Annotated in this window: 21 protein-coding genes and 1 other RNA gene; 11 read left to right on the forward strand and 11 right to left on the reverse strand. The window is 49.0% G+C overall.

The features are described from left to right. Positions 1 to 16 precede the first annotated feature (16 nt). The 10 genes from gatD to OGY83_RS18835 form a co-directional block, all read right to left on the reverse strand. On the reverse strand, positions 17 to 1,060 hold the full coding sequence (gene gatD / locus OGY83_RS18790; RefSeq protein WP_286636610.1) for a galactitol-1-phosphate 5-dehydrogenase: 1,044 nt from the start codon (positions 1,058 to 1,060) through the stop codon (positions 17 to 19). A gap of 44 nt (positions 1,061 to 1,104) precedes the next feature. After that, complete coding sequence (locus OGY83_RS18795; protein WP_286636611.1) at positions 1,105 to 2,478, reverse strand: galactitol-specific PTS transporter subunit IIC; 1,374 nt, start codon at positions 2,476 to 2,478, stop codon at positions 1,105 to 1,107. Positions 2,479 to 2,482: 4 nt separating this feature from the next. Then, positions 2,483 to 2,767, reverse strand: a complete 285-nt coding sequence (gene gatB / locus OGY83_RS18800; protein ID WP_003828616.1) for a PTS galactitol transporter subunit IIB — start codon at positions 2,765 to 2,767, stop codon at positions 2,483 to 2,485. 29 nt (positions 2,768 to 2,796) lie between these two features. After that, entirely contained in the window at positions 2,797 to 3,261 is a 465-nt protein-coding gene (gene gatA / locus OGY83_RS18805; protein ID WP_286636612.1) for a PTS galactitol transporter subunit IIA, read from the reverse strand. Between the two features lie 14 nt (positions 3,262 to 3,275). Then, complete coding sequence (gene gatZ / locus OGY83_RS18810; RefSeq protein WP_286636613.1) at positions 3,276 to 4,547, reverse strand: tagatose-bisphosphate aldolase subunit GatZ; 1,272 nt, start codon at positions 4,545 to 4,547, stop codon at positions 3,276 to 3,278. A gap of 132 nt (positions 4,548 to 4,679) precedes the next feature. Then, positions 4,680 to 5,534: a tagatose bisphosphate family class II aldolase gene (locus OGY83_RS18815; RefSeq protein WP_286636614.1), complete on the reverse strand. Its 855-nt coding sequence runs from the start codon at positions 5,532 to 5,534 to the stop codon at positions 4,680 to 4,682. 194 nt (positions 5,535 to 5,728) lie between these two features. Beyond that, positions 5,729 to 6,535: an HPr family phosphocarrier protein gene (locus OGY83_RS18820; protein ID WP_286636615.1), complete on the reverse strand. Its 807-nt coding sequence runs from the start codon at positions 6,533 to 6,535 to the stop codon at positions 5,729 to 5,731. After that, the gene (locus OGY83_RS18825; RefSeq protein WP_286636616.1) at positions 6,522 to 7,952 is read right to left on the reverse strand and encodes a PTS fructose transporter subunit IIC; all 1,431 of its coding nucleotides are present in this window, start codon (positions 7,950 to 7,952) and stop codon (positions 6,522 to 6,524) included. Before OGY83_RS18825 ends, OGY83_RS18820 begins: the two co-directional genes overlap by 14 nt. Positions 7,953 to 7,977: 25 nt before the next feature. After that, positions 7,978 to 8,892 (reverse strand): 1-phosphofructokinase, encoded by a 915-nt coding sequence (gene pfkB / locus OGY83_RS18830; protein WP_286636618.1) that lies wholly within the window; start codon positions 8,890 to 8,892, stop codon positions 7,978 to 7,980. A 10-nt stretch (positions 8,893 to 8,902) separates the two neighbouring features. Next, positions 8,903 to 9,757 carry a tagatose bisphosphate family class II aldolase gene (locus OGY83_RS18835; RefSeq protein WP_286636619.1) on the reverse strand — a complete coding sequence of 285 codons (855 nt, stop codon included), beginning with the start codon at positions 9,755 to 9,757 and terminating at the stop codon, positions 8,903 to 8,905. Between the two features lie 339 nt (positions 9,758 to 10,096). Between OGY83_RS18835 and OGY83_RS18840 the strand changes: the two genes are divergently transcribed. Both OGY83_RS18840 and OGY83_RS18845 read left to right on the forward strand, forming a co-directional pair. After that, on the forward strand, positions 10,097 to 10,930 hold the full coding sequence (locus OGY83_RS18840) for a DeoR/GlpR family DNA-binding transcription regulator (RefSeq protein ID WP_286636620.1): 834 nt from the start codon (positions 10,097 to 10,099) through the stop codon (positions 10,928 to 10,930). Positions 10,931 to 10,940: 10 nt separating this feature from the next. Beyond that, positions 10,941 to 11,879, forward strand: coding sequence for a sugar kinase (locus OGY83_RS18845; RefSeq protein ID WP_286636621.1), 939 nt, complete (start codon positions 10,941 to 10,943; stop codon positions 11,877 to 11,879). Positions 11,880 to 11,927: 48 nt separating this feature from the next. Here OGY83_RS18845 and garD read toward each other — a convergent pair whose 3' ends face one another. Then, positions 11,928 to 13,499, reverse strand: a complete 1,572-nt coding sequence (gene garD, locus OGY83_RS18850; protein WP_286636622.1) for a galactarate dehydratase — start codon at positions 13,497 to 13,499, stop codon at positions 11,928 to 11,930. Between the two features lie 404 nt (positions 13,500 to 13,903). Between garD and garP the strand changes: the two genes are divergently transcribed. The 9 genes from garP to tdcD all read left to right on the forward strand — a co-directional run bounded on the left by garP (position 13,904) and on the right by tdcD (position 24,046). After that, positions 13,904 to 15,238: a galactarate/glucarate/glycerate transporter GarP gene (gene garP, locus OGY83_RS18855; protein ID WP_079938293.1), complete on the forward strand. Its 1,335-nt coding sequence runs from the start codon at positions 13,904 to 13,906 to the stop codon at positions 15,236 to 15,238. A 15-nt stretch (positions 15,239 to 15,253) separates the two neighbouring features. After that, entirely contained in the window at positions 15,254 to 16,024 is a 771-nt protein-coding gene (gene garL / locus OGY83_RS18860; RefSeq protein ID WP_079938294.1) for a 2-dehydro-3-deoxyglucarate aldolase, read from the forward strand. 30 nt (positions 16,025 to 16,054) lie between these two features. Next, on the forward strand, positions 16,055 to 16,945 hold the full coding sequence (garR, locus tag OGY83_RS18865; protein WP_071696776.1) for a 2-hydroxy-3-oxopropionate reductase: 891 nt from the start codon (positions 16,055 to 16,057) through the stop codon (positions 16,943 to 16,945). A gap of 65 nt (positions 16,946 to 17,010) precedes the next feature. Then, positions 17,011 to 18,156, forward strand: a complete 1,146-nt coding sequence (gene garK / locus OGY83_RS18870; RefSeq protein ID WP_079938295.1) for a glycerate 2-kinase — start codon at positions 17,011 to 17,013, stop codon at positions 18,154 to 18,156. 32 nt (positions 18,157 to 18,188) lie between these two features. Continuing rightward, positions 18,189 to 18,565, forward strand: an RNA gene (rnpB, locus tag OGY83_RS18875) — RNase P RNA component class A. An 860-nt stretch (positions 18,566 to 19,425) separates the two neighbouring features. After that, positions 19,426 to 20,364 (forward strand): transcriptional regulator TdcA, encoded by a 939-nt coding sequence (gene tdcA / locus OGY83_RS18880; protein ID WP_286636625.1) that lies wholly within the window; start codon positions 19,426 to 19,428, stop codon positions 20,362 to 20,364. Positions 20,365 to 20,462: 98 nt separating this feature from the next. Beyond that, the gene (tdcB, locus tag OGY83_RS18885; protein WP_003828594.1) at positions 20,463 to 21,452 is read left to right on the forward strand and encodes a bifunctional threonine ammonia-lyase/L-serine ammonia-lyase TdcB; all 990 of its coding nucleotides are present in this window, start codon (positions 20,463 to 20,465) and stop codon (positions 21,450 to 21,452) included. A 22-nt stretch (positions 21,453 to 21,474) separates the two neighbouring features. Further along, on the forward strand, positions 21,475 to 22,806 hold the full coding sequence (gene tdcC, locus OGY83_RS18890; RefSeq protein ID WP_079938296.1) for a threonine/serine transporter TdcC: 1,332 nt from the start codon (positions 21,475 to 21,477) through the stop codon (positions 22,804 to 22,806). 31 nt (positions 22,807 to 22,837) lie between these two features. Then, positions 22,838 to 24,046 carry a propionate kinase gene (gene tdcD, locus OGY83_RS18895; protein ID WP_286636626.1) on the forward strand — a complete coding sequence of 403 codons (1,209 nt, stop codon included), beginning with the start codon at positions 22,838 to 22,840 and terminating at the stop codon, positions 24,044 to 24,046. The last annotated feature ends 21 nt before the right edge of the window (positions 24,047 to 24,067 follow it).

Raw genomic sequence — 24,067 nt, forward strand, 5'->3', positions numbered from 1 at the left:
TTGCTGGCTCGTGAGGTCAGGAGAGTTTAAGCAGAATTTTCCCCTGCATCGGCGCGCCATTAAGTGACTTGACCGCGCTGGCAAAGCTCTCGGTATCACCGCTGTGGGCAATTAACGGTTCAAGCTGCAAGCGTTTTTCCGTGAGTAAACGGGCCGCGGTTTCCCACTCTTCTCCAGGCCACGGGCTGGAATAATTCATCCAACTACCAAGAATAGTTAATTCTTTACGCAGTATTTGTCCAAAAATACCTGAAGCCAACGCCAGATCGTGATGCAACGTACCGACTAACGCCAGTTGAGCACGAGGTCCGGCAATTTCGATCGACAGCGTCACAGTTTGCGGGGTTCCTGCAGTCTCCAGGACGAGTTGATCAAATTGAATGTTCTCCAGACCAGCGTGGATCTCAGTCGCACTCATCTCCCTACTGTTAAACACATAGGTTACCCCCAGTTCTTTTGCTAACGCCAGCTTTTGCGGGTTGATATCAATCGCCGTGATACTTTTTGCGCCGAGTTCGCGAGCACATTGCATTGCCAGTAAACCGATGGTGCCTGCACCAACGATGATCACGTTTTTGCCTTCACACCCCTGAGCGAGATGAAAAGCATGCAGGCCAACGGTAATGGGCTCAATGAATGCGCCATCATCAATCGGCATTTCTGAAGGTAATCTGAACAGGTTGGCGCGTTTTACGACCACATATTCTGCGTTTCCGCCTTCGCTGCGCGAGCCGACAAACTGATATTGCTTACATAATGAGAAGAATCCTCGCTCGCACTGAGGACAGTGGAAGCAGGGGAGTAGCGGTACGCAGGCAACAGCATCGCCGGGTTGTAAGTCGGTTACGCTTGCTCCGTAGGACTCAACATAACCACTGAACTCATGTCCCAATGTGATTGGATAATAGTGCGCACCATGATTGAAGATACGGGGAATGTCTGAGCCGCAAAGCCCTGAACTGACCACTTTGACCAGTACATCTTCATCAGTTTGCAGTTGTGGTAAGGGACGTTCTTCAACGCGTACGTCGCCCTCAGCGTGAATAACCACTGATTTCATAAGTGTCTCCAGAAATGTGAAGGGGAGCAAATGCTCCCCAGAAATTAAGATGCGGTCTGGCTTTCCGTTATGGCTGCCGCTTTTTCAGCAGCTACGAAATTACGTGCCCGACGCCAGGTAAGTAGTACACCCAACAGGTAAATAACAGCGATAATGATGAAACCCACAACGTTCTGCCAGGTGAAGAGCTGAATCAGCAGCCAGGTGATTGGAGAGCCGCCCTGATCCATTGAGGCCACCATGCCACCGGCTTTCAATGCACCTGCATTGGCGGCGAGCTGGGTATGTAAACCAATGGTTTGTGTAGCTATCCATAGGGTTATTCCCATGATGATGACCCCAGAGATCAGCGTGCGGAACAGGTTCCCCTGATGAACGGCTACTGCCATGGCGACAAAGAAACCAATGGTCGCAAGATCGCCAAATGGCAGAACCTGGTTTCCTGGTACCAGAACGGCAATCAGAATGGTTAGCGGGATAAAGATAAGGCTGGCGGAAACCACCGACGTATGACCGAGCAATAGCGCAGGATCAAGACCAATTAAGAACTCCTGTCCGCCAAATTTTGCCTGTAGGCGTTTACGGGCATGTTTAGCAATAGGAGTCAGACCATCCATAATCGGTTTAATAACACGTGGCATGAGCAACATTACGGCAGCTGTTTTCACCGCCAGTTGCAGCACACCTTTAACGTCATATCCAGCCAGTATGCCGATCACTAATCCCATCACAAAGCCAACGGTTACAGGTTCACCGAAGGGGCCAAAACGTTTTTGTACATCATCTGCGCTGAAATGAATTCGGTTCAGTCCGGGGATTTTTTCAATGATCGTATCAACCAGGACTGCTATCGGGCCCAGGTATGCCGAGGAACCGTGAGGAATGGCAATGCCTTCCAGGCCAAAAAAGTCGCGTGTGTCTTTGGCAAACCAGTCGCCTAGTTTGTAGACGAAGGCGGCATGAACTACCACGCCGAGAATGCCTAGCCAGTATGAACCGGTCGCCAAATGCAACATGGCGCCGGTAAACGTCATATGCCAGATATTCCAGATGTCGACGTTCACCACGCGGGTCATGCGGGTAACCAGCATCAGGATATTGACCCCAATGGCGACAGGAATCGCAATTAATGCGATTTGTGAAGCCCAGGTCATTGGTGATGAACCCGGCCAGCCGACATCAATGACGTGTAGGTTTATTTGAAACTGTTCTGCCATTGCTTTTGCGGCAGGGCCGATAGAGTCAAGCATCAGGCCGATGACCAGGCCTATACCGACAAACCCGATCCCGATATGCAAACCTGATTTAAAACAATCCCCAAGCTTCATTCCCAGCAATTTTGAGAAGATGATGATCACTAACGGCAGCATAACCGTTGGACCTAAGTCGAGGATATAACGCATTATTTCGCTAAACATGGCGTTACCCCACGAGGATAGTCAGTATTTTTTGCTGCAACGCTTCGATACCCACGCCTGAGACAAAAGGCATGCCGTGAACTACCGGGATATCGCCAAACGTACGGTCAACGCGGGCTGTGGTACAAATAAGATCCGCGCCATCCATATAGGTTTCGATTTCTGTTACCCGGCACTGGACCAGGTCGAGTTGGATATTGTTGGCTTCACAGAGTTCTTTAATTTCTTCAGCTGCCATTGTTGAAGTTGCTACAGCACCGCCACAAGCCACAATTACTTTACGTTTCATAGGGTATTCCTTTTATTATCAGTCTTTTATCAAGCCTGTGCGCAAGGCTCAGACTCAAGGATTGTTTCCCGAAATAGCATTGCCAGTTCTGCATCGGGCGCATTCAACAATGCTTCAATGGTGTTCGGGTTTTGTAGCTCACTAAACAGACGACGCAGGAGCTTCAGTTGCGCCGTTGGGTTCTCAACAATCAGGGCAATAATTAAAGAGACGGCTATCTCTTCGTCATCATCCGCTTGTTGAAAGTTGACCGGTGTATCCGGGCGAATCAGATAGATTGCAGGCGATTTCGCATGAATAGCTTCACAATGCGGAATCGCGACGGCATGACGTTCCAACGCTATTCCGGTTGGAAAAGTTGCTTCACGCTCAATCAGGGCCTGCGGATAGCTTTCATACACAACCCCTTTGGCCAGCATCTCCTCCCCAATATGGATCAGCGCATGCTGACACGAGCTAAAGTTAATTCCTGTTCGAACAAAAAGTTGGCTCATATATTCTCCAGATTTCAGGCAATTGCTGGTGCGCAACCAAAGCGATAGGCGCGCAGAACGTCCTGGATTTTGTCGATAATCAGATTATTTGGTGTGGCGGTTAACGTCCCTTCAGCCAGGCGTTCAAATTGCACGGGCATAAACTGGCTAATGAGTCCCAGTGGTAAAGTGATGTCATTAAGGTTGGTGATTAATTTCTCTACACTTTGACGAATGCGCGGGTGCGGCCAGTAGTAACGAATACGGTCGGAGAGGCTGAAGTGAATATCGACCATCGCCTGGCTCCAGGTTGGACGATAGTATTTTTTCCAGTAGTCCGGTTCATTCAACATTACTTCGTCAATTACTTCCAGAACCCGGCTCCGTTGTTCTGGGGAGACCAGTTCATTTTCCATTTGCGCAAGAGCAAAAATAGCTTCGCGCAGGGCAAAGGTGAGTGCCGGACCCACTTTCAATATTGCATAGTGATCGCGTACCAGAGCACGGTATGCCTGGCGGGTTTGATAATCGGTAGAATGCGCTTCGTAGACCATTGGGGTCTCTTTTATCCAGGCGGAAAGCGCTTCTGCAGCGTGTGGTTGGTAGTGGATGATTTGAGTGTGATCGAACTCGACGCCAGGCTGAACCACAATGGCGATTACGCGTGTTAATGCTTCTTCAAGCCCTAATGCGCGGAAGGCAATCTGGTGGGTTTCCAGTGTCCGGGCGGCATCTTCTTCACGTGTGACATGAACGGTGCCAATGGTGCTGGCTTCTCCACCAGGTACGGGAACTTCTGTTCCAATCACATAAGTTAGTTGGCGTTTCTGTTCTTCGGTTGCTGTAGCTTCTGCGGCCTGGCAAAGTACGGCAGCTCGCTGAGCAACAACCATCGGATCCAGCGGCGTGGGATCGCCAGCACAGGACATTGAAGCATCGAGGTGGATTTTGCTGAATCCTGCGGCAACGTAGGCTTTAATTAAGGCTACGGATTTCTCCATCGCTACCGCCGCAGGTTCATTTTGCCAGCAGTTAGGGCCGAGGTGATCGCCACCTAGGATCAGTCTTTCACGAGGAAAACCAACCGCTTGTGCGATGCTATAGACAAAGTCACGGAAATCAGCGGGTTTCATCCCGGTATAACCGCCAAACTGATTAACCTGATTAGAGGTCGCTTCGATCAGAACTTTCGTGTTCGTGTTGAGATCAAAACGTAATGCAGATTCAATAACCAGCGGATGGGCTGAACAAACAGAACAAATACCTAAATGCTCACCTGCTTTATGACGAGAGATTATTTCTTTCACTTCTATCTCCGATATCTTTTGTTTATCTTCATAATATTTTTGGATTGAAGGCAAAGGGTAAAAGCGACTTTCGTGATCCAGCTTTAAAACAGACCTTTGTCAGAATCCGTACAAATCAAATAAATCAATAAGTTACAATTTTCCTTCACAGCCACAATCGGCAATGACTTTACGCACCACTTCTTTCATGGCGGCTTTTGCTGGCATCATGTAATGCCGTGGGTCATTTGCATTGGCATGTGTACTCAGATAAGTTTTGAGGGCACCAGAAAAGGCGATTTTGAGTTCGGTCGCGACGTTCACTTTGCAAACTCCTAAAGAGATAGCGCGCTTAATATCATGTGTTGGCAAGCCGGATGCGCCATGTAAAACAAGTGGAATATCAACGCGCTGACGAATTTCTACTAGTCGTTCAAAATCAAGTTTAGGTTCAGCACTATACAGACCATGAGCTGTGCCAATAGCAACTGCCAGTGAGTCGATACCTGTTTTTTCCACAAACTCCCGAGCCTGTTCTGGGTGGGTATAAAGCGCATCTTTTCCGTCCACGATCAGGTCATCTTCTTGTCCACCCAGTCGTCCCAGCTCAGCTTCAACGCTTACGTCATAGCGGTGGCAGTAGTCAGTTACGTGTTTAACTAACGCAATGTTGTCGGCAAACGGCAGATGTGAACCATCAATCATGACAGAGCGAATACCTGTAACGACTTTCGCTTCAATATCGGTGGCACTTTCGTGGTGATCGAGATGGATGGCGAGAGGATGGTTCCAGCTTCTTGCCAGTTCACTGGCTATTGCAACGATGTTACCGACCCCGGCATAACTAAAAGTGCCAGGTGTGCCGGCGACGATCAACGGAGAGCGTAGTTCGGCTGCTGTTTCCACGACAACCTGTAGGGTCTCCAGGTTGTGGATGTTAAAAGCCGGTACGGCATAGCCTTCTTGCTGCGCCTTCTGCAGCATCATTTTGCTTGAGATGATAAACATACTTCCTCCGAAGTCTTTCGATTTCTTTCTTCGAAATAAAGTATAGGGTTTCGTAATGTTTTTTTGTGATTTTGATCTGATAAATGAAAGTTTCGAAAGAAAAGGGAGGGTTGCGAAAGGGTTGGTGAAAAATAACTGATAATGAATATGAATCCGCGTCTTAAGAACAAAGACGCGGATAGGTCGGACAGGCATTAACTAAACAAGCGCGACAACCAGCTTCGTTTCTGATTCATTGCTTCAGGCGGCGGCGTCACGGGTACCGAAACCATCTCACCTAATCCTTCTCCAATGCTTTGTCCGATTTCCCGCAGGGCCTGGCGTGCATCTGAACCTTGAGCAGTGAATCGCATACGATGACCATTTTGGGCTCCTAATGAAACCACTTTCATCAGATTTTTGCCATCGACCGGCCCGGTGCCATTATCAAGATTTTCAATCGTGATGTGGCTGGCAAACTGTTTGATAAACTTCACTAATACTGCGCTTGGCCTGGCGTGCAGCCCGTGTGGGTTGTGAATGACAAAGATGGCCTGCTCACCTTCCAACCGTGCTTCCGGCTGAGCCAGATGTGCATCCGTTCCCGTCAGAATGGCTAACACCTCGGCAGGCGTTTCGGCACGTTGCAGCGCCTGTGGGACGCTGTCATCACTTAATACGCGGGTTAATTGGCGCAGGATCTCAAGATGTTCATTAGAACGCGCTGCAATACCGGTGACCATATGTGCCACGTTCTCGTCATCCCATGCGACGCCCTGACGAAATACAATAATCTTGACACCAGTATTCAGGACGGCGTCACGAGTTTCTGGTGTTCCATGGGGGATGGCAATTCCGTTCCCGAGGTACGTTGAGATCTGCGCTTCACGATCCCGCATACCTTGTAAATATTTCGGCGTAGTATTTCCTGCTTCAACCAGTTTTTCCGAGACGCGCTGGAGTGCAGTGGTTTTATCGACTCGCTCATCACTGATGAAAATATCCTGTTTACAAAGTTGCATTCTGTCCTCCCGTCTGAATGGCGCTGCTGTCTGAATTGGCAGTCTGTTTGCGATTGAGCCACAGTCTCCACGAGCCGAGCATGATTGCACCGCATACGGAGCCTGCCAAAATGCACAATACCCAGGCAATAGGCTTACTGACTAATGGCAGGATTAGGAATCCGCCGTGTGGTGCGGGAACCTGAATATGCAAGCTGTAGCTGAGAACGGCTGAAATACTTGAAGCGATCATCATCATTGGGATCACGCGTAGCGGATCTTTTGCGGCAAAAGGAATTGCTCCTTCAGTGATGTGTGTGCACCCCAGAATATAGTTCACCATACCGGCGGCACGCTCTTCTTCGCTAAAACCTTTCGGGAAGAAGGTCGTTGCGAGTGCGATTACCAACGGAGGAGTGATACAGGCAGCGGAAACACCCGCCATAAAGAAGTAATTCCCCTGACCGAGTAGCAGAGTGCCGGTAACGTAGGCAGCTTTGTTGACCGGACCACCAAAGTCGAACGAGCACATGGCACCGACGACAATTCCAAGCAGAATAGGATTGGCTTCCTGTAATGATGCAAGCCAGTTCATCATACCGTTATTGATGGCGGCAACGGGCTGTCCGAGTAGTGCCATCAGGATACCAATCGCCAGGACGCCAATTAGCGGCATGATAAAAATGGATTTCAGTCCTTCATATTGGCGAGGTAACCCGTCAAGCCGATTTTTTACCCATAGCATGAGATAGCCAGCGGCAAACCCCGCTATGATACCGCCGAGAAAACCAGCCCCCGTTGCGTTGGCCAACAATCCGCCGACAAAGCCCGCCACCATGCCAGGTCTGCCAGAAATGGAGTAAGCGATATAAGCCGTGAAGACGGGAACCATAATGGAAAATGCTTGCTGTCCAATCTTCATCAGCATCGCGGCAATGGCGTTGTATTCCGGTGATTTAGGATCGGCGGAATAAATACCCCATAAAAAAGAAACAGCAATTAGTATCCCGCCAGCAACTACAAATGGCAGCATGTTAGAAACACCACTCATAAGGTGTTTGTAAATCTGACGACCAAAAGATTCTTTCTCAACATTTTTCTGTGAAACGGTTTGGTGCCCTTTACGAATTGGCGCTTCTCCATTGATAATCTTACTAATCAGTTCGCTTGGGTGATGAATAGCTTCTTTTACCGGGACCTCAATAACCGGTAAACCGTTAAAACGATCGGGAGAAACATCTTTATCGGCTGCAATAATTACACCAGCGATATCAATAAGGTCAGTGGGCGTAATAATATTCTCGACACCGCTGGCACCATTCGTTTCCACCTTTATTTCGACAGACATTTTTTTAGCTGCATGTTTTAAAGCTTCTTCAGCCATAAAAGTATGCGCAATACCGGTAGGGCAGCCGGTAACTGCAATGATCTTTTTCATAAGCAGACCTTTAGTTTATTTTTGTTTACAGCTTTCGGACCTGGATTTGAGGAAGTAACGTATTAATCGCTGCAAGTTGACCGAGTCCGGCTGAGCTTGCGACATCAGCACCCGTTGCACTGGCAAGTGCCAGAGCATACTCTACTTCGCCATTGGTTAACCAATGGCTTAGGAACGCAGCAAGCGAAGCATCGCCCGCACAAGCTGAGCTTACCAGTTCAATAGTAGGTGCGGTGCAAAACCAACTATCAATACCGTTCGAGAAGTACATACCTTTGGATCCAAGCGTCAGTAAAACATTCTGTGCGCCGAGAGAGTGCAACTCTGCAAAGGCATTTTTTGCCTGAGAATCATCAGTTACGGTTAAACCGAAAATGGCCTTTATCTCTTCATCATTTGGTTTAATTAATAACGGATTAAATTCCAATAATTGACGTAATGATGAATGGCTTATATCCAGGATTACCGAAATCCCTTTTTTCTGACAAATTTGCATGATCTCAGCATAAAAGTTACTCTCGACTCCCTGAGGTAAGCTGCCACTGATAACCAGATACTCAGCATCGGATAACCGTGATATTTCATTCAATACTTGTTGCTTACAATCATCAGGAATAAATGAGCCGGGATTGACCAATTTGTACTCCTGGTGACCATCGTTGATGAAGATGTTAATTCTTGTTGGTTCATTCACCCACGCAGGAGAAACGCAAATTTTCTTTTTACGTAACTCCTCCACAATATAACGACCCGTGAATCCACCAAAAATACCGAGTATATGCGCAGGCTGTTGGAAATGATTCAGTACCAGAGCGACGTTGACACCTTTTCCGTTTGGGCAATATTCCGTATGGTGCGTGCGATTCACAATATTTGGCAGTAAAGGATCGCTAAATATATTCATATCAATCGCGGTATTGAGCGTTAACGTATAGATCACCGATATTCCCTCACAACTGACCTTCACAACCGCAGACGTGGATCACTTTGCGTACGACTTCTTTCATCGCCTGTTTTGCAGGCTGCATATAGTGACGCGGATCGTTGGCGTTCGGATTTTGCGCAAAGTACTGTTTTAGCGCATCAGAAAAAGCGATTTTCAACTCTGTCGCGACGTTTACTTTGCATACTCCCAGACTAATGGCTTTGCGGATATCGCTTTCTGGCAGGCCGGAGGCACCATGCAATACAAGGGGGATATCGACCTGTGCGCGGATTTCTGCCAGGCGGTCAAAGTCGAGTTTTGGCTCTGCGGCATACAGTCCGTGTGCGGTGCCGATGGCAACGGCCAGCGAGTCAATTCCAGTCCGCGCAACAAATTCACGTGCCTGTTGCGGATTGGTATACAACGCATCTTTACTGTCGACGATCAGATCGTCTTCCACACCGCCCAGACGTCCCAACTCTGCTTCTACGCTTGTATCGTAGCGATGGCAAAAATCGACCACTTTCTTCACCAGCGCTACGTTTTCTTCAAATTGGAAATGGGAACCATCAATCATCACGGAACGTATCCCCGCCAACACCTTACTTTCAATATCACCCGTTGATTCATGATGATCGAGATGAATTGCCAGAGGGAGGTTGTGCTCACGAGCGAGATCGCCTGCGATCGCTACGATATTTCCGGTCCCGGCATAGCTGAAAGTTCCGGGCGTACCCGCCACGATCAACGGTGAGCGCATTTCCGCTGCGGTTTCGACAACGACCTGCAAGGTTTCCAGGTTATGGATATTAAAAGCCGGTACCGCGTAGCCATCGCGTTGCGCTTTCTGAAGCATATTTTTGCTGGAAATAATGAACATGGGTTTCTCGCTATATATTATTTTCAAAGTTAAACTGTTTGTTTGTTTTTAACCTTCATTTTGAAAGTAATGTAACGATCATTCGTCGTCATGATTGTGACCAACAGCGCAAAATCGTAATGAATTTTATAAAATGAAAGTTATTTGTTGACTGATAGTTTTCTTTTATAAGTTAATGAGGAAAGGAGGAATGTTTCTAATTTATTGATATTAATGAGATGTTTTGGTTTTTCTGTATGTTTGTGAATGATGCGTAATTGACATCACTCAGAGGAAATTTAAAAATGAAAGTTAAAGAGCGGAAGAGATTTCCGACATGTCATAAAAAAAGGGTATGTTGTGGCAAAACCATCAACCAGCCTGCTAAAGAGGCGTCTGGACATTGCCGAAATCGTTCGTAAGAACGGCGAAATCAAAGTGGACGATCTGGCAGAAATGTTAGCGGTTTCAGGGGTGACGATCCGTAATGATCTCAATTACCTGGAGCAGCAGGGGTATCTGAAACGATCTTTTGGCGGGGCGATTTACACCGCACAGCCGGTTAGAGCATCTGTCGCTCAGGATATGAGCCGGGCGCAGGAGTGGGATCGTAGCGCAGAGCTTGAGCTGGCAAAGCAGGTTGCTCGCCTGGTTGCTGACGAAGATTCGCTTTTTCTCGGGGCGGGAGTGGTTCCGCGTAAGGCGATCCCTTTTCTTGGCGAGTCTCGTGAGCTGTGCCTGGCCTTCAACGATCTCGGTCATGTGGCTACAGCGAGAGATTATATCGACGGCGAGATTGTGTTGCTGGGCGGCACTCTGGACCGGAGTGGACAGAGACTGGAAGGCGAAATTGCTATTCAATCGATCCAGCGTTTTCAGCCAAACTGTAGCGTCGTGATGATTGAGCACGTCAGCGAAGATGGGACTCTGAATGTAGGCAGCGAAAGCGCCGCGGTAATACTGGCAGAATCACTCAGACTCAGCCAGCGATGTGTGGCGGTTATTGCACAGCGTCCTGATTATGGTGAAGCAAGATATCCTGTAGGTAAGTTGAGCGTACTTAGTGCGGTGGTGACTCCGCAGATCGTTGCCGCTGAGTACCATTCTCGTTTTATCGCCGTTGGATTGACCAATAGCTACACCAACAATGAATGTCTGACCTGGATAAATCCCACCCTGCATCCGGCAAGGTGAAGGACAACGCATGAATATGACTATTGCGACACTTGGTGAATTACTCGTCGAATTTTTGGCGAAAAAAGAGAATCAGGGTTTTTCGTCCCCAGGCGAATTTTGGGGACCGTATCCCAGTGGGGCTCCAGCTATCTTTGCCGATCAGGTCGCTAAGCTGGGTTTTCAGTCTTTGCTGTTTAGTTGCGTTGGCAATGATGCCTTTGGGGAGATGAATATCGCCCGGCTGAGACGAGACGGCGTGAACGTTAAGGGAATTTCCGTTCTTCCTAACGCTACCACGGGCAGTGCGTTTGTTAGCTATCGCACACAGGCACAACGTGATTTTATCTTCAATTTGCCCAACAGTGCCTGCGGGCTACTAAGCGCTGAGCATCTCGATGTAACACTGCTTGGACAATGTAATCACTTCCACATTATGGGTTCTTCATTGTTTTCTTTTCGGCTGATTGATGCTGTGCGTAAAGCTATCAGCATTGTTAAAGATAACGGTGGGACTATCTCGTTCGATCCCAACATTCGTAAAGAGATGCTGAATATTCGTGAGATGTCACAGGCCTTTGAATACATTCTGGATTACACCGATTTCTTCCTGCCAAGTGATGGTGAACTGGACTATTTCGGTTTAAGCAAGTCACGCGATGAGGCTCAGATCGTTGAAAATCTGCTTGCTCGGGGAATTAAACATATTGTGATTAAACGAGGTCCTCGCGGTGCCAGTTATTATGCTCAGAACGAGCAGCATCACGTAGCGGGTTATCCGGTTGACGTTGTAGATCCTACTGGTGCTGGTGATTGCTTTGGTGCAACGTTTGTCAGCCTGTATCTTGCTGGATACGCTGTTCCTGATGCGTTGGCCCATGCTAATGCGGCAGGCTCGTTGGCAATATCGACACGTGGGCCAATGGAAGGTACGTCAACGTTAGCGCAGATTAAGGCGCTGATGGGGTGAAATACCAGATGACGATGACATCGTCTGGTATTTCACTGATTGGGATAATCAGGTCACTGGTGCCGGGTTAAACACCGCCAGCTGGTTATGCAGTCCCCACTGATCCGAGAAGGTTTTCTTACGCCCGCTGGCAACGTCGAGAATAAATTCGAACAGTTTCAGACCCACGTCTTCAATGGTTTCTTCTCCGGTGGCGATGGTGCCCGCGTTAATGTCCATCAGGTCAAACCAACGGTTGGCCAGCTCGGTGCGTGTCGCCATTTTAATCACCGGTACGGCCATCAAGCCATACGGCGTACCGCGACCGGTGGTGAACACCTGCACGGTGATTCCGGAAGCGACCTGCTGTGTACCGCAGACAAAATCGCTGGCGGGGGTCGCGGCGTAAATCAGGCCTCGTTTGGTTGGACGCTGACCCGGTGACAATACTTCGACAATCGCGCTCTTGCCAGACTTGGCAATCGAACCCAGCGCCTTTTCCACCACGTTTGCCAGACCGCCTTTCTTGTTGCCCGGAGAAGGGTTAGCGCTGCGATCCGTTTTGCCCATATCAAGGTAGTTATCGTACCAGGCCATCTCTTCGAGCAGGCGTTTACCGACTTCTTCGTTAATCGCTCGCGGGGTCAGAAGATGGATGGCATCGCGCACTTCGGTTACTTCGGAGAACATCACTGTTGCGCCGCAGCGTACTAACAGGTCGGAGGCATAACCCACCGCCGGGTTGGCTGTCACGCCGGAAAACGCATCGCTACCGCCGCACTGCATGCCGACCACCAGTTCTGAAGCCGGACAGGTTTCACGTTGGCGCTGATTGAGCTTTGCCAGATGACGTTCGGCCACCTGCAGAATATCGGTGACCATCGATTGAAAGCCGACGTGCTTTTCATCCTGCAGGCTGACGATACTGGCGCTGTCGACCGGAATACTTTTCACATCGTGCGTGCCTTCCAGCAGGCGCTCTGGCTGCAGTTTTTCACAACCGAGGCCGATGACCATCACTTCGCCGCCAAAGTTCGGGTTTAGCGCAATATTGTGAATAGTGCGAATCGGCACAATGGCGGCTGGGGCATTGATCGCCACGCCGCAGCCGTACAGATGATTGAGCCCCACCACGCCGTCAACGTTCGGGTATTTGGGCAGCAGATCGCGCTCAATGATTTTCACCACATAGTCCACCACGCCCGCCACGCAGTGTACGCTGGTGGAGATGCCGAGCAGATTTTTGGTACCAACGCTACCGTCAGCATTGCGGTAACCTTCAAAGGTATAACCCTCAAGAGGTGGCAGCGGCTCTGGCACTTTAGTTGCCAGCGGCAGCGTCTCCAGCGGCGGGGCTTTGGGCAGCTCAACCATTGATTCATCAATCCAGCTGCCGCGTGCGATATCGCGAACGGCATAACCAATTACTTCGCCATAACGCACGATTTCGCCATGAACAGGAATATCCAATAGCGCCACTTTATGACCCTGGGGAATATGTTCAATGAGTTCCAGTCCGTCCGGAAAATGCGTTCCGGCTTTCAGACCATTGTCATTGACAATTATCGCCACATTATCTGTTTCGTGAACTTTAATATAAAACGCCGTTGGCGATTCTTGTCTGATTTCGATGTCGGCCATTGTCCAGTATTCTCCAACAAGGTGGTGATAATAGTGTGGATATTTATATTTTGAATCTAATTGTAAGTAATAAAGATTCGGTATCGTGAAATAAGAATGTCAGGAGTTTAACGCGAAGAATGTGACGATGATCACTTAAACTCAGCAAGGCCGCGTCAGCAGGGGGAGCAATACGTAAATGTGTGCATTAGCGCCCATGCATGTGTGCATATGCCCAAAACATTAATTTAATAACGCGCATATAATGAGCGCTTGCACAATGATTAACGTTGTGCTGATGATTATACTAAATCACGGTTTCATAACGTCTGATAAATTATTATGCGTTCTAATTATCAGTAATTTATCACCAGGAATATCTACCCAATAATAATAAAAACTTTAATGTACCCGAGGTAATTAGAATGATTCTGGATACAGTTGTCGAGAAAAAGAAAGGTACGCACACCCGTTATTTAATATTGCTGATAATATTTATCGTTACTGCCGTTAACTATGCGGACCGTGCGACGCTGTCTATTGCCGGTACGGAAGTGGCGAAAGAGTTGCAGCTCAGCGCCATCTCAATGGGGTACATTTTCTCCGCCTTCGGCTGGGCTTACCTGTTGATGCAAATTCCCGGCGGCTGGCTGCTGGATAAATTTGGCTCGAAGAAAGTCTACACCTACAGTTTGTTCTTCTGGTCACTGTTTACCTTCCTGCAGGGCTTTGTGGACATGTTCCCGTTGGCCTGGGCGGGTATTTCAATGTTCATCATGCGCTTTATGCTGGGCTTCTCGGAAGCGCCATCCTTCCCGGCTAACGCCCGTATCGTGGCGGCCTGGTTCCCAACGAAAGAGCGCGGTACGGCATCCGCGATTTTTAACTCCGCGCAGTATTTCTCCCTGGCGCTGTTTTCGCCGTTGCTGGGCTGGCTGACCTTCGCCTGGGGCTGGGAACACGTCTTTACCGTGATGGGCGTGATTGGTTTTGTGCTTACCGGACTATGGGTAAAGTTTATTCATAACCCAACCGATCACCCGCGTATGTCGCAAGAAGAGCTGAAGTTTATCTCTGAAAACGGCGCGGTCGTGGATATGGACCATAAAAAGCCGGGCGATGTGAAGTCAGGTGGTCCTAAACTGCATTATATCAAGCAGTTGCTCACTAACCGTATGATGCTTGGCGTGTTCTTCGGCCAGTATTTTATCAACACAATTACCTGGTTTTTCCTCACCTGGTTCCCGATTTACCTGGTTCAGGAAAAAGGCATGTCGATCCTGAAAGTGGGCCTGGTGGCTTCGATTCCGGCACTGTGTGGATTTTTCGGTGGCGTGCTCGGCGGCGTGTTCTCTGATTATCTGATTAAACGTGGTTTCAGCATTACCCTGGCGCGTAAGCTGCCGATAGTGCTCGGCATGTTGCTCGCATCGACCATCATTCTGTGTAACTACACCGATAACACCGCCCTGGTAGTGGCGCTGATGGCGCTGGCGTTCTTCGGTAAAGGCTTTGGGGCGTTGGGTTGGCCGGTGATTTCCGATACCGCGCCGAAAGAGATTGTCGGTCTGTGCGGTGGGGTATTTAACGTATTTGGCAACGTGGCTTCCATCGTCACTCCGCTGGTGATTGGGTATCTGGTGAGTGAGCTGCACTCATTTAATGCTGCGCTGATGTTTGTAGGGTGCTCGGCGCTGATGGCAATGGTTTGCTACCTGTTTATTGTCGGTGACATTAAACGTATGGAATTGCAGAAATAAACAAAGGTATAGGCGATGAATAACACGATTTTTCCGAATAAGTTTAAAGCGGCCCTCGCGGCGCAACAGATTCAGATTGGTTGCTGGTCTGCATTAGCCAGCCCAATCAGTACCGAAGTTTTAGGCCTGGCGGGCTTTGACTGGCTGGTATTGGACGGCGAACATGCGCCGAATGATATCTCGACGTTTATCCCGCAATTGATGGCACTGAAAGGCAGCGACAGCGCGGCGGTAGTACGTGTACCAACCAACGAGCCGGTGATTATCAAGCGCCTGCTGGATATCGGGTTTTACAACTTCCTAATCCCATTCGTTGAGACGGAAGAAGAAGCGGTTAACGCCGTGGCGTCGACCCGCTATCCGCCGGAAGGTATTCGCGGCGTGTCCGTATCCCATCGCGCCAATATGTTTGGCACCGTACCGGACTATTTTGCGCAGTCGAATAAGAACATCACCATCATCGTGCAGATCGAAAGTCAGCAAGGCGTTGATAACGTTGACGCAATCGCGGCGACCGAAGGCGTTGACGGTATCTTCGTCGGCCCAAGCGATCTGGCTGCGGCGCTAGGTCACCTCGGCAATGCGTCACATCCTGATGTGCAGAAAGCTATCCAACACATTTTTGCCCGCGCGAAAGCACACGGCAAACCAAGCGGCATTCTGGCCCCGGTAGAGGCGGATGCGCGTCGTTATCTGGAGTGGGGCGCGACGTTTGTTGCCGTGGGCAGCGACCTTGGCGTGTTCCGTTCAGCCACACAGAAACTGGCTGATTCTTTTAAGAAATAACCACCCTCGACAGTAGAGAGAGATAAAGACATGACAATGAAAGTTGGTTTTATTGGCCTCGGTATTATGGGTAAACCAATGAGTAAAAACCTCCTCAAGGCAGGTTACTCGCTGGTGGTTGCTGACCGTAACCCGGAATCCATTGCGGAAGTGATTGCCGCAGGCGCTGAAACCGCCGCCACGGCGAAAGATATCGCTGAACAGTGCGACGTGATCATCACCATGCTGCCGAACTCTCCGCATGTTAAGGAAGTGGCACTGGGTGAAGGCGGCATTATTGAAGGGGCAAAACCGGGTACAGTGCTTATCGACATGAGCTCCATTGCACCGTTGGCCAGCCGTGAAATCAGCGAAGCGCTGAAAGCGAAAGGCGTGGATATGCTGGATGCGCCGGTCAGCGGCGGCGAGCCAAAAGCGATTGACGGCACGTTGTCGGTGATGGTCGGCGGTGATAAAGCGATTTTTGACAAGTATTACGATTTGCTGAAAGCGATGGCCGGATCCGTGGTACATACCGGTGAAATTGGCGCGGGTAACGTCACCAAGCTGGCTAATCAGGTGATTGTGGCGCTGAACATTGCCGCGATGTCTGAAGCGCTGACGCTGGCGACCAAAGCGGGTGTGAATCCGGATCTGGTGTATCAGGCGATTCGTGGCGGGCTGGCGGGAAGCACCGTTCTGGACGCGAAAGCGCCGATGGTGATGGACCGTAACTTTAAGCCGGGTTTCCGTATTGACCTGCATATCAAAGATCTGGCGAATGCGCTGGACACTTCTCATGGCGTTGGCGCTCAGTTGCCGCTGACTGCTGCAGTCATGGAGATGATGCAGGCGCTACGCGCAGATGGATTGGGTACTGCCGATCACAGCGCGCTCGCATGCTACTACGAAAAACTGGCGAAAGTGGAAGTCACTCGCTAACAAGAAGGGCGCGGATGCGCGCCCTGTATTTCTTGCCTTGCGCGGCACAGTCAGGCTACATAACTATGAAAATCGTAATTGCCCCAGACTCTTATAAAGAAAGCCTTTCTGCCACCGAGGTAGCTCAGGCAATAGAAAAAGGATTTCGGGAAATTTTCCCCGATGCGCAATATGTTTCTGTTCCGGTTGCCGATGGTGGCGAAGGAACGGTCGAAGCCATGATTGCCGCGACGCAAGGGAGTGAACATTCAGCGCAAGTAACGGGGCCGCTGGGCGAAAAAGTGAATGCCTGCTGGGGCATGTCCGGAGATGGTAAAACCGCGTTTATCGAAATGGCGGCAGCCAGCGGTCTGGCGTTAGTGCCTCCTGAAAAGCGCAACCCTTTAGTCACTACGTCGCGTGGCACCGGGGAGCTGATTTTGCAGGCGCTGGATAGCGGTGCGCAGAGCATCATTATTGGCATCGGCGGCAGTGCGACCAACGACGGTGGCGCGGGTATGGTGCAGGCGCTGGGAGCAAAACTTTGCGACGCCAACGGGACAGAGATTGGCTACGGTGGTGGAAGCCTGATGAGTCTGAACACTATCGATATCTCGGGCCTGGATCCGCGCTTAAAAACCTGTTCCATTCGCGTGGCCTGCGATGTGACTAATCCACTCATCGGCGATTCTGGTGCTTCGCGCATTTTTGGCCCGCAGAAAGGGGCGACGGAAGAACGCATTCTCGAACTGGACCGTAATCTGTCTCATTATGCCGACATCATTAAAAAATCGCTGCGGGTCGATGTGAAAGATGTGCCTGGTTCCGGTGCAGCAGGTGGAATGGGCGCAGCGTTAATGGCTTTTTTAGGCGCCGAGCTGCGCAGCGGTATAGAGATTGTGACCCAGGCGCTCAATCTGGAAGAGCATATTCACGACTGTACGCTGGTGGTGACCGGCGAAGGGCGGATCGACAGCCAGAGCATTCACGGCAAAGTGCCGGTAGGCGTGGCGAATGTCGCGAAGAAGTACCACAAGCCGGTTATTGGTATTGGCGGTAGCCTGACGCGCGATGTAGAGGTGGTACATCAATATGGTATCGATGCGGTGTTTAGCGTATTGACCAGCATCAGCACGCTGGAAGAGGCCTTCCGTGGGGCATTTGATAATATTTATCGCGCCTCAAGAAACATCGCTGCCACGTTAGCGATAGGAATGCGCAGTGCGGGGTGACATTGCCCCGCAAACCCTCTATACTGCGCGCCGAAGCTGACCAGACAGTCGCCGCTTCGTCGTCGTCCTCTTCGGGGGAGACGGGCGGAGGGGAGGAAAGTCCGGGCTCCATAGGGCAGGGTGCCAGGTAACGCCTGGGGGGGAAACCCACGACCAGTGCAACAGAGAGCAAACCGCCGATGGCCCGCGCAAGTGGGATCAGGTAAGGGTGAAAGGGTGCGGTAAGAGCGCACCGCGCGGCTGGTAACAGTCCGTGGCACGGTAAACTCCACCCGGAGCAAGGCCAAATAGGGGTTCACAAGGTACGGCCCGTACTGAACCCGGGTAGGCTGCTTGAGCCAGTGAGCGATTGCTGGCCTAGATGAATGACTGTCCACGACAGAACCCGGCTTATCGGTCAGCTTCACTCTTTATAAAACCCCGCTTCGGCGGGGTTTTTGCTTTCTGGGCCGGTTGTTATGCCTGATGGCGCTGCGCTTATCAGACCTACAGGGATGGCAGGAACGGGTTTTGTAGGCCGGATAAGGTGTTTACACCGCCATCCGGCAGATGTTTTCCCTGTCGTGTTATGCTTGGTTTAACACGATTCTGGCGTTTATTTTCTCTTCATCTACTCTTTATTTGACCTTTATTTATGCGCTGAACGTCTTTTATTTGAGGGAATACGTTGTGGGATATTTCTAATTTTGTGATGACCAACACAAAACACTGAGCGATACGTTTTTATCGAGAATAATCGAACGCAATCGATCGCCATCACAAAATTACTTGCTGATAAAGCGCACAAAACCAGTGTTAATGTAATGTTGCATTTGATGATTATTTGTATTTTTTGTATTGAATTTTAATAAATGCAATGTTTCTTTACAAACAAATATGGCGAAAAAATGTGATGCATAACGTTATTTAATCGCCATAATCATTAAAATATAATTAAATTTGATAAGTTACTTATTAAATTTAAGCACCATTTTGCCCGATAATTGCTCTGTAATTGATTGAAATATAGCCTTTCGCGGTTTTAAGAAATAACAGGCAAAATGATGTCGTTATAGCCATAAAAAATCGTTATCCCCCCATCTTTTTTTGATTAAAGTCAGGATAAAGTGAGATCGATATTTAATATCTATCTGATTAGTAAGAGATTTTAATTTTAATAATAGTCTTACAAAATGTAAGTCAAGGGGATTTGTGAGTGGTAGCACATATCCTTGTTCGCTTAATTTGGTACACTTCCTGCCGTCAACAAAGTAATTAGCGCAGGTCGATATGAATACTATTACGCTCCCTAAAACACAGCACTTAGTGGTCTTTCAGGAAGTCATTAAAAGCGGTTCTATCGGCTCAGCTGCAAAAGAATTAGGTTTAACTCAACCCGCTGTCAGTAAAATCATCAATGATGTTGAGGCTTATTTTGGTATTGAGTTAGTTGTACGTAAAAATACTGGTGTGACATTGACTCAGGCAGGTCAGGTGATGCTCTCATGGTCTGAATCTATTACCCGTGAAATGAAAAACATGGTTGATGAGATGAACAGCATGACGAGCAATGCGGTCGTTGATGTGTCGTTTGGCTTTCCTTCACTGATTGCCTTCACCATCATGTCCGGCATGATTAAAAAATTCAAAGAAGTGTTCCCGAAAGCGCAGGTTTCTATGTATGAAGCTCAGCTCTCCTCCTTCTTACCGGCGATTCGTGACGGACGTCTGGACTTCGCCATCGGTACGCTGAGTGATGAGATGAAACTGCACGATCTGCACGTTGAGCCGCTCTTTGAGTCAGACTTTATCCTGGTTGCCAGCAAGTCCCGAACATGCACCGGCATCACCTCGCTGAGCGCGTTGAAAAACGAACAGTGGGTGTTGCCACAAACGAATATGGGGTACTACAGCGAACTTCTTACCACGTTACAGAATAATGGCATCAGCAGTGAAAACATCGTTAAAACAGACTCTGTCGTTACGATTTATAATCTTGTTCTCAATGCTGATTTCTTAACAGTAATTCCCTGCGATATGACCACACCGTTTGGCTCAAACCAGTTTATTACTATCCCGGTAGAAGAAACCTTACCCGTCGCGCGTTATGCCGCCGTGTGGTCGAAAAATTATCGAATTAAAAAAGCAGCATCTATTTTGGTGGAATTAGCCAAAGAATATTCATCATATAATTGTCGGAGACGAAGGCAATTAATTGAAATTGATTAAAGATTGAATTTGTTTTAACACGAAATCAACGCCATCTGTCTATATCTGACAATGGTCACGGCTATCTATTTACTTTAATACCCAGGTAAGAGGTTCTAATGCACATTACATACGATCTCCCAGTTGCAATTGAAGATATCCTCGAAGCGAAAAAAAGACTTGCGGGGAAAATTTATAAAACGGGAATGCCTCGCTCTAACTATTTTAGTGAACGTTGCAAAGGGGAAATTTTCCTCAAATTTGAAAACATGCAGCGTACCGGTTCATTTAAAATCCGTGGTGCTTTTAACAAGCTCAGTTCATTAACAGAAGCTGAAAGATGTAAGGGCGTGGTGGCTTGCTCTGCAGGTAACCATGCGCAAGGCGTTTCTCTCTCCTGCGCTATGCTCGGAATCGACGGCAAAGTGGTGATGCCGAAAGGCGCACCGAAGTCTAAAGTAGCAGCAACCTGCGATTATTCCGCAGAAGTTGTACTGCACGGCGACAACTTCAACGACACCATCGCTAAGGTTAGCGAGATTGTGGAAACTGAAGGCCGTATCTTTATTCCACCATATGATGACCCGAAAGTTATTGCTGGTCAGGGCACTATTGGTCTGGAAATTCTGGAAGATCTGTACGATGTCGATAACGTGATTGTGCCAATTGGCGGTGGTGGACTGATTGCTGGTATTGCGGTGGCAATTAAATCTATTAACCCGACCATTAAAATTATTGGCGTGCAGTCTGAAAACGTTCACGGCATGGCGGCTTCTTTCCACGCTGGAGAAATAACCACGCACCGAACGACCGGCACCCTGGCGGATGGTTGTGACGTTTCCCGCCCGGGTACTTTAACGTATGAAATTGTTCGTGAGTTGGTGGATGACATTGTCCTGGTCAGCGAAGATGAAATTCGCAACAGCATGGTGGCATTAATTCAGCGAAATAAAGTTGTGACTGAAGGTGCCGGCGCGCTGGCATGCGCAGCATTATTAAGCGGGAAATTAGATAGCTATATCCAGAACAGAAAAACAGTCAGCATTATTTCTGGCGGTAATATCGACCTTTCTCGTGTATCTCAAATTACTGGTTTAGTTGACGCTTAATATACTTCGTTGAGGATAGGATATGAGTACTACTGATAGCATTGTATCCAGCCAGACAAAACAGTCGTCCTGGCGCAAATCGGACACCACCTGGACACTGGGTTTATTTGGTACAGCCATCGGCGCTGGGGTGCTGTTCTTCCCTATCCGCGCAGGTTTTGGCGGACTGATCCCCATTCTGATCATGCTGGTGCTAGCATACCCCATCGCCTTCTATTGCCACCGTGCGCTGGCACGCCTGTGTCTTTCCGGTTCTAACCCTTCCGGCAACATCACAGAAACGGTTGAAGAGCATTTTGGTAAAACGGGCGGCGTGGTTATCACGTTCCTCTACTTCTTTGCGATTTGTCCGCTGCTGTGGATTTATGGCGTCACCATTACCAACACCTTTATGACCTTCTGGGAAAACCAGCTGCAGATGCCAGCGTTAAACCGTGGTTTCGTGGCGCTCTTCCTGCTGCTGTTGATGGCATTCGTCATCTGGTTTGGTAAAGATCTGATGGTTAAAGTGATGAGCTACCTGGTATGGCCGTTCATTGCCAGCCTGGTGCTTATTTCTCTGTCCCTGATCCCATACTGGAACTCTGCAGTTATCGATCAGGTTGATCTCAGCAATATCGCACTGACCGGTCATGACGGCATCCTGGTTACCGTGTGGCTGGGTATTTCCATCATGGTGTTCTCTTTCAACTTCTCACCGATTGTTTCTTCCTTCGTGGTCTCCAAACGTGAAGAGTATGAGAAAGATTTTGGTCGCGAGTTCACCGAGCAGAAGTGTTCTAAAATCATCTCCCGCGCCAGTATGCTGATGGTTGCCGTGGTTATGTTCTTCGCCTTTAGCTGCCTGTTCACGCTGTCTCCGGCAAACATGGCGGATGCGAAAGCACAGAACATTCCAGTACTGTCTTACCTGGCAAACCACTTCGCTTCACTGTCCGGTACGAAGTCCACCTTCGCGACCGTTCTGGAGTACGGTGCTTCAATCATCGCACTGGTTGCTATCTTCAAATCTTTCTTCGGCCACTATCTGGGCACGCTGGAAGGTCTGAACGGTCTGGTGCTGAAGTTTGGTTACAAAGGCGATAAAACGAAAGTTTCTGCCGGCAAACTTAATACCATCAGCATGATCTTCATCATGGGCTCCACCTGGGTTGTGGCTTACGCCAACCCGAACATCCTGGACCTGATTGAAGCAATGGGCGCGCCGATTATTGCCTCTCTGCTCTGCCTGCTGCCGATGTATGCCATCCGTAAAACGCCATCACTGGCGAAATACCGTGGCCGTCTGGATAACGTGTTTGTTACCGCGATTGGTCTGCTGACCATCCTGAACATCGTCTACAAACTGTTCTAATCCTTAAGCTCAGGATGAGCGGAGTAGTGAAATGAATGAGTTTCCGGTAGTACTGGTTATTAACTGTGGTTCGTCTTCTATTAAATTCTCAGTGCTGGATGCAGCAAACTGTGAAGTTTTAATGGCGGGGATCGCAGACGGTATTAACTCTGAAAATGCGTTCATAGCAATTAATGGAGGAGAGCCAGCTAAGCTGGCTCACCACAGCTACGAAGATGCATTAAAAGCAATTGCCGTTGAACTAGAGAAACGTAATTTAATGGACAGCGTGGCCTTAATTGGCCACCGCATTGCCCACGGCGGAAATATCTTTACTGAATCAGCAATTATTACTGACGAAGTTATCGATAATATTCGCCGGGTATCGCCATTAGCACCGTTACATAATTATGCGAACCTGAGTGGGATCGAATCCGCTCAGCACCTTTTCCCTGGTGTGCAGCAGGTAGCGGTATTTGATACCAGCTTCCACCAGACGATGGCTCCTGAGGCCTATCTGTACGGTTTACCGTGGAAATATTTTGAGGAGTTGGGCGTTCGTCGTTATGGCTTCCACGGCACGTCGCATCGCTATGTTTCTCAGCGGGCGTATGAGCTTCTCGAACTGCAGAGTGATGACTCCGGTCTGGTTGTGGCGCACCTGGGCAACGGCGCGTCAATCTGTGCGGTACGTAATGGACAGAGCGTTGATACCTCAATGGGCATGACGCCGCTGGAAGGGCTGATGATGGGCACACGCAGCGGCGACGTCGATTTCGGCGCGATGGCGTGGATTGCCAGCGAAACCAACCAGACGCTGAGCGACCTTGAGCGCGTAGTGAATAAAGAGTCCGGTTTACTGGGTATTTCCGGTTTGTCCTCTGACTTACGTACGTTGGAAAAAGCCTGGCACGAGGGACATGAGCGTGCGCAGCTGGCGATTAAAACGTTTGTACATCGTATTGCACGCCATATCGCTGGACATGCCGCATCGCTGCATCGTCTTGATGGGATTATTTTCACCGGCGGAATTGGTGAGAACTCGGTATTAATTCGTCGTCTGGTTATTGAACATCTCGCTGTTTTAGGGGTGAATATTGACAGCGAAATGAATAGCCTGCCAAATTCCCATGGCGAAAGAATTATCTCTAATAAAGATGCTCGTGTTATTTGTGCGGTAATTCCCACAAATGAAGAGAAAATGATTGCGCGTGATGCCATTACCTTAGGCAAAATTAATACACCAGTAGAATTTGCATAATTAATTTTCAGCAGAGAGATT

This window comes from Citrobacter sp. Cpo090 (assembly GCF_030332665.1).
GTDB lineage: Bacteria > Pseudomonadota > Gammaproteobacteria > Enterobacterales > Enterobacteriaceae > Citrobacter > Citrobacter portucalensis.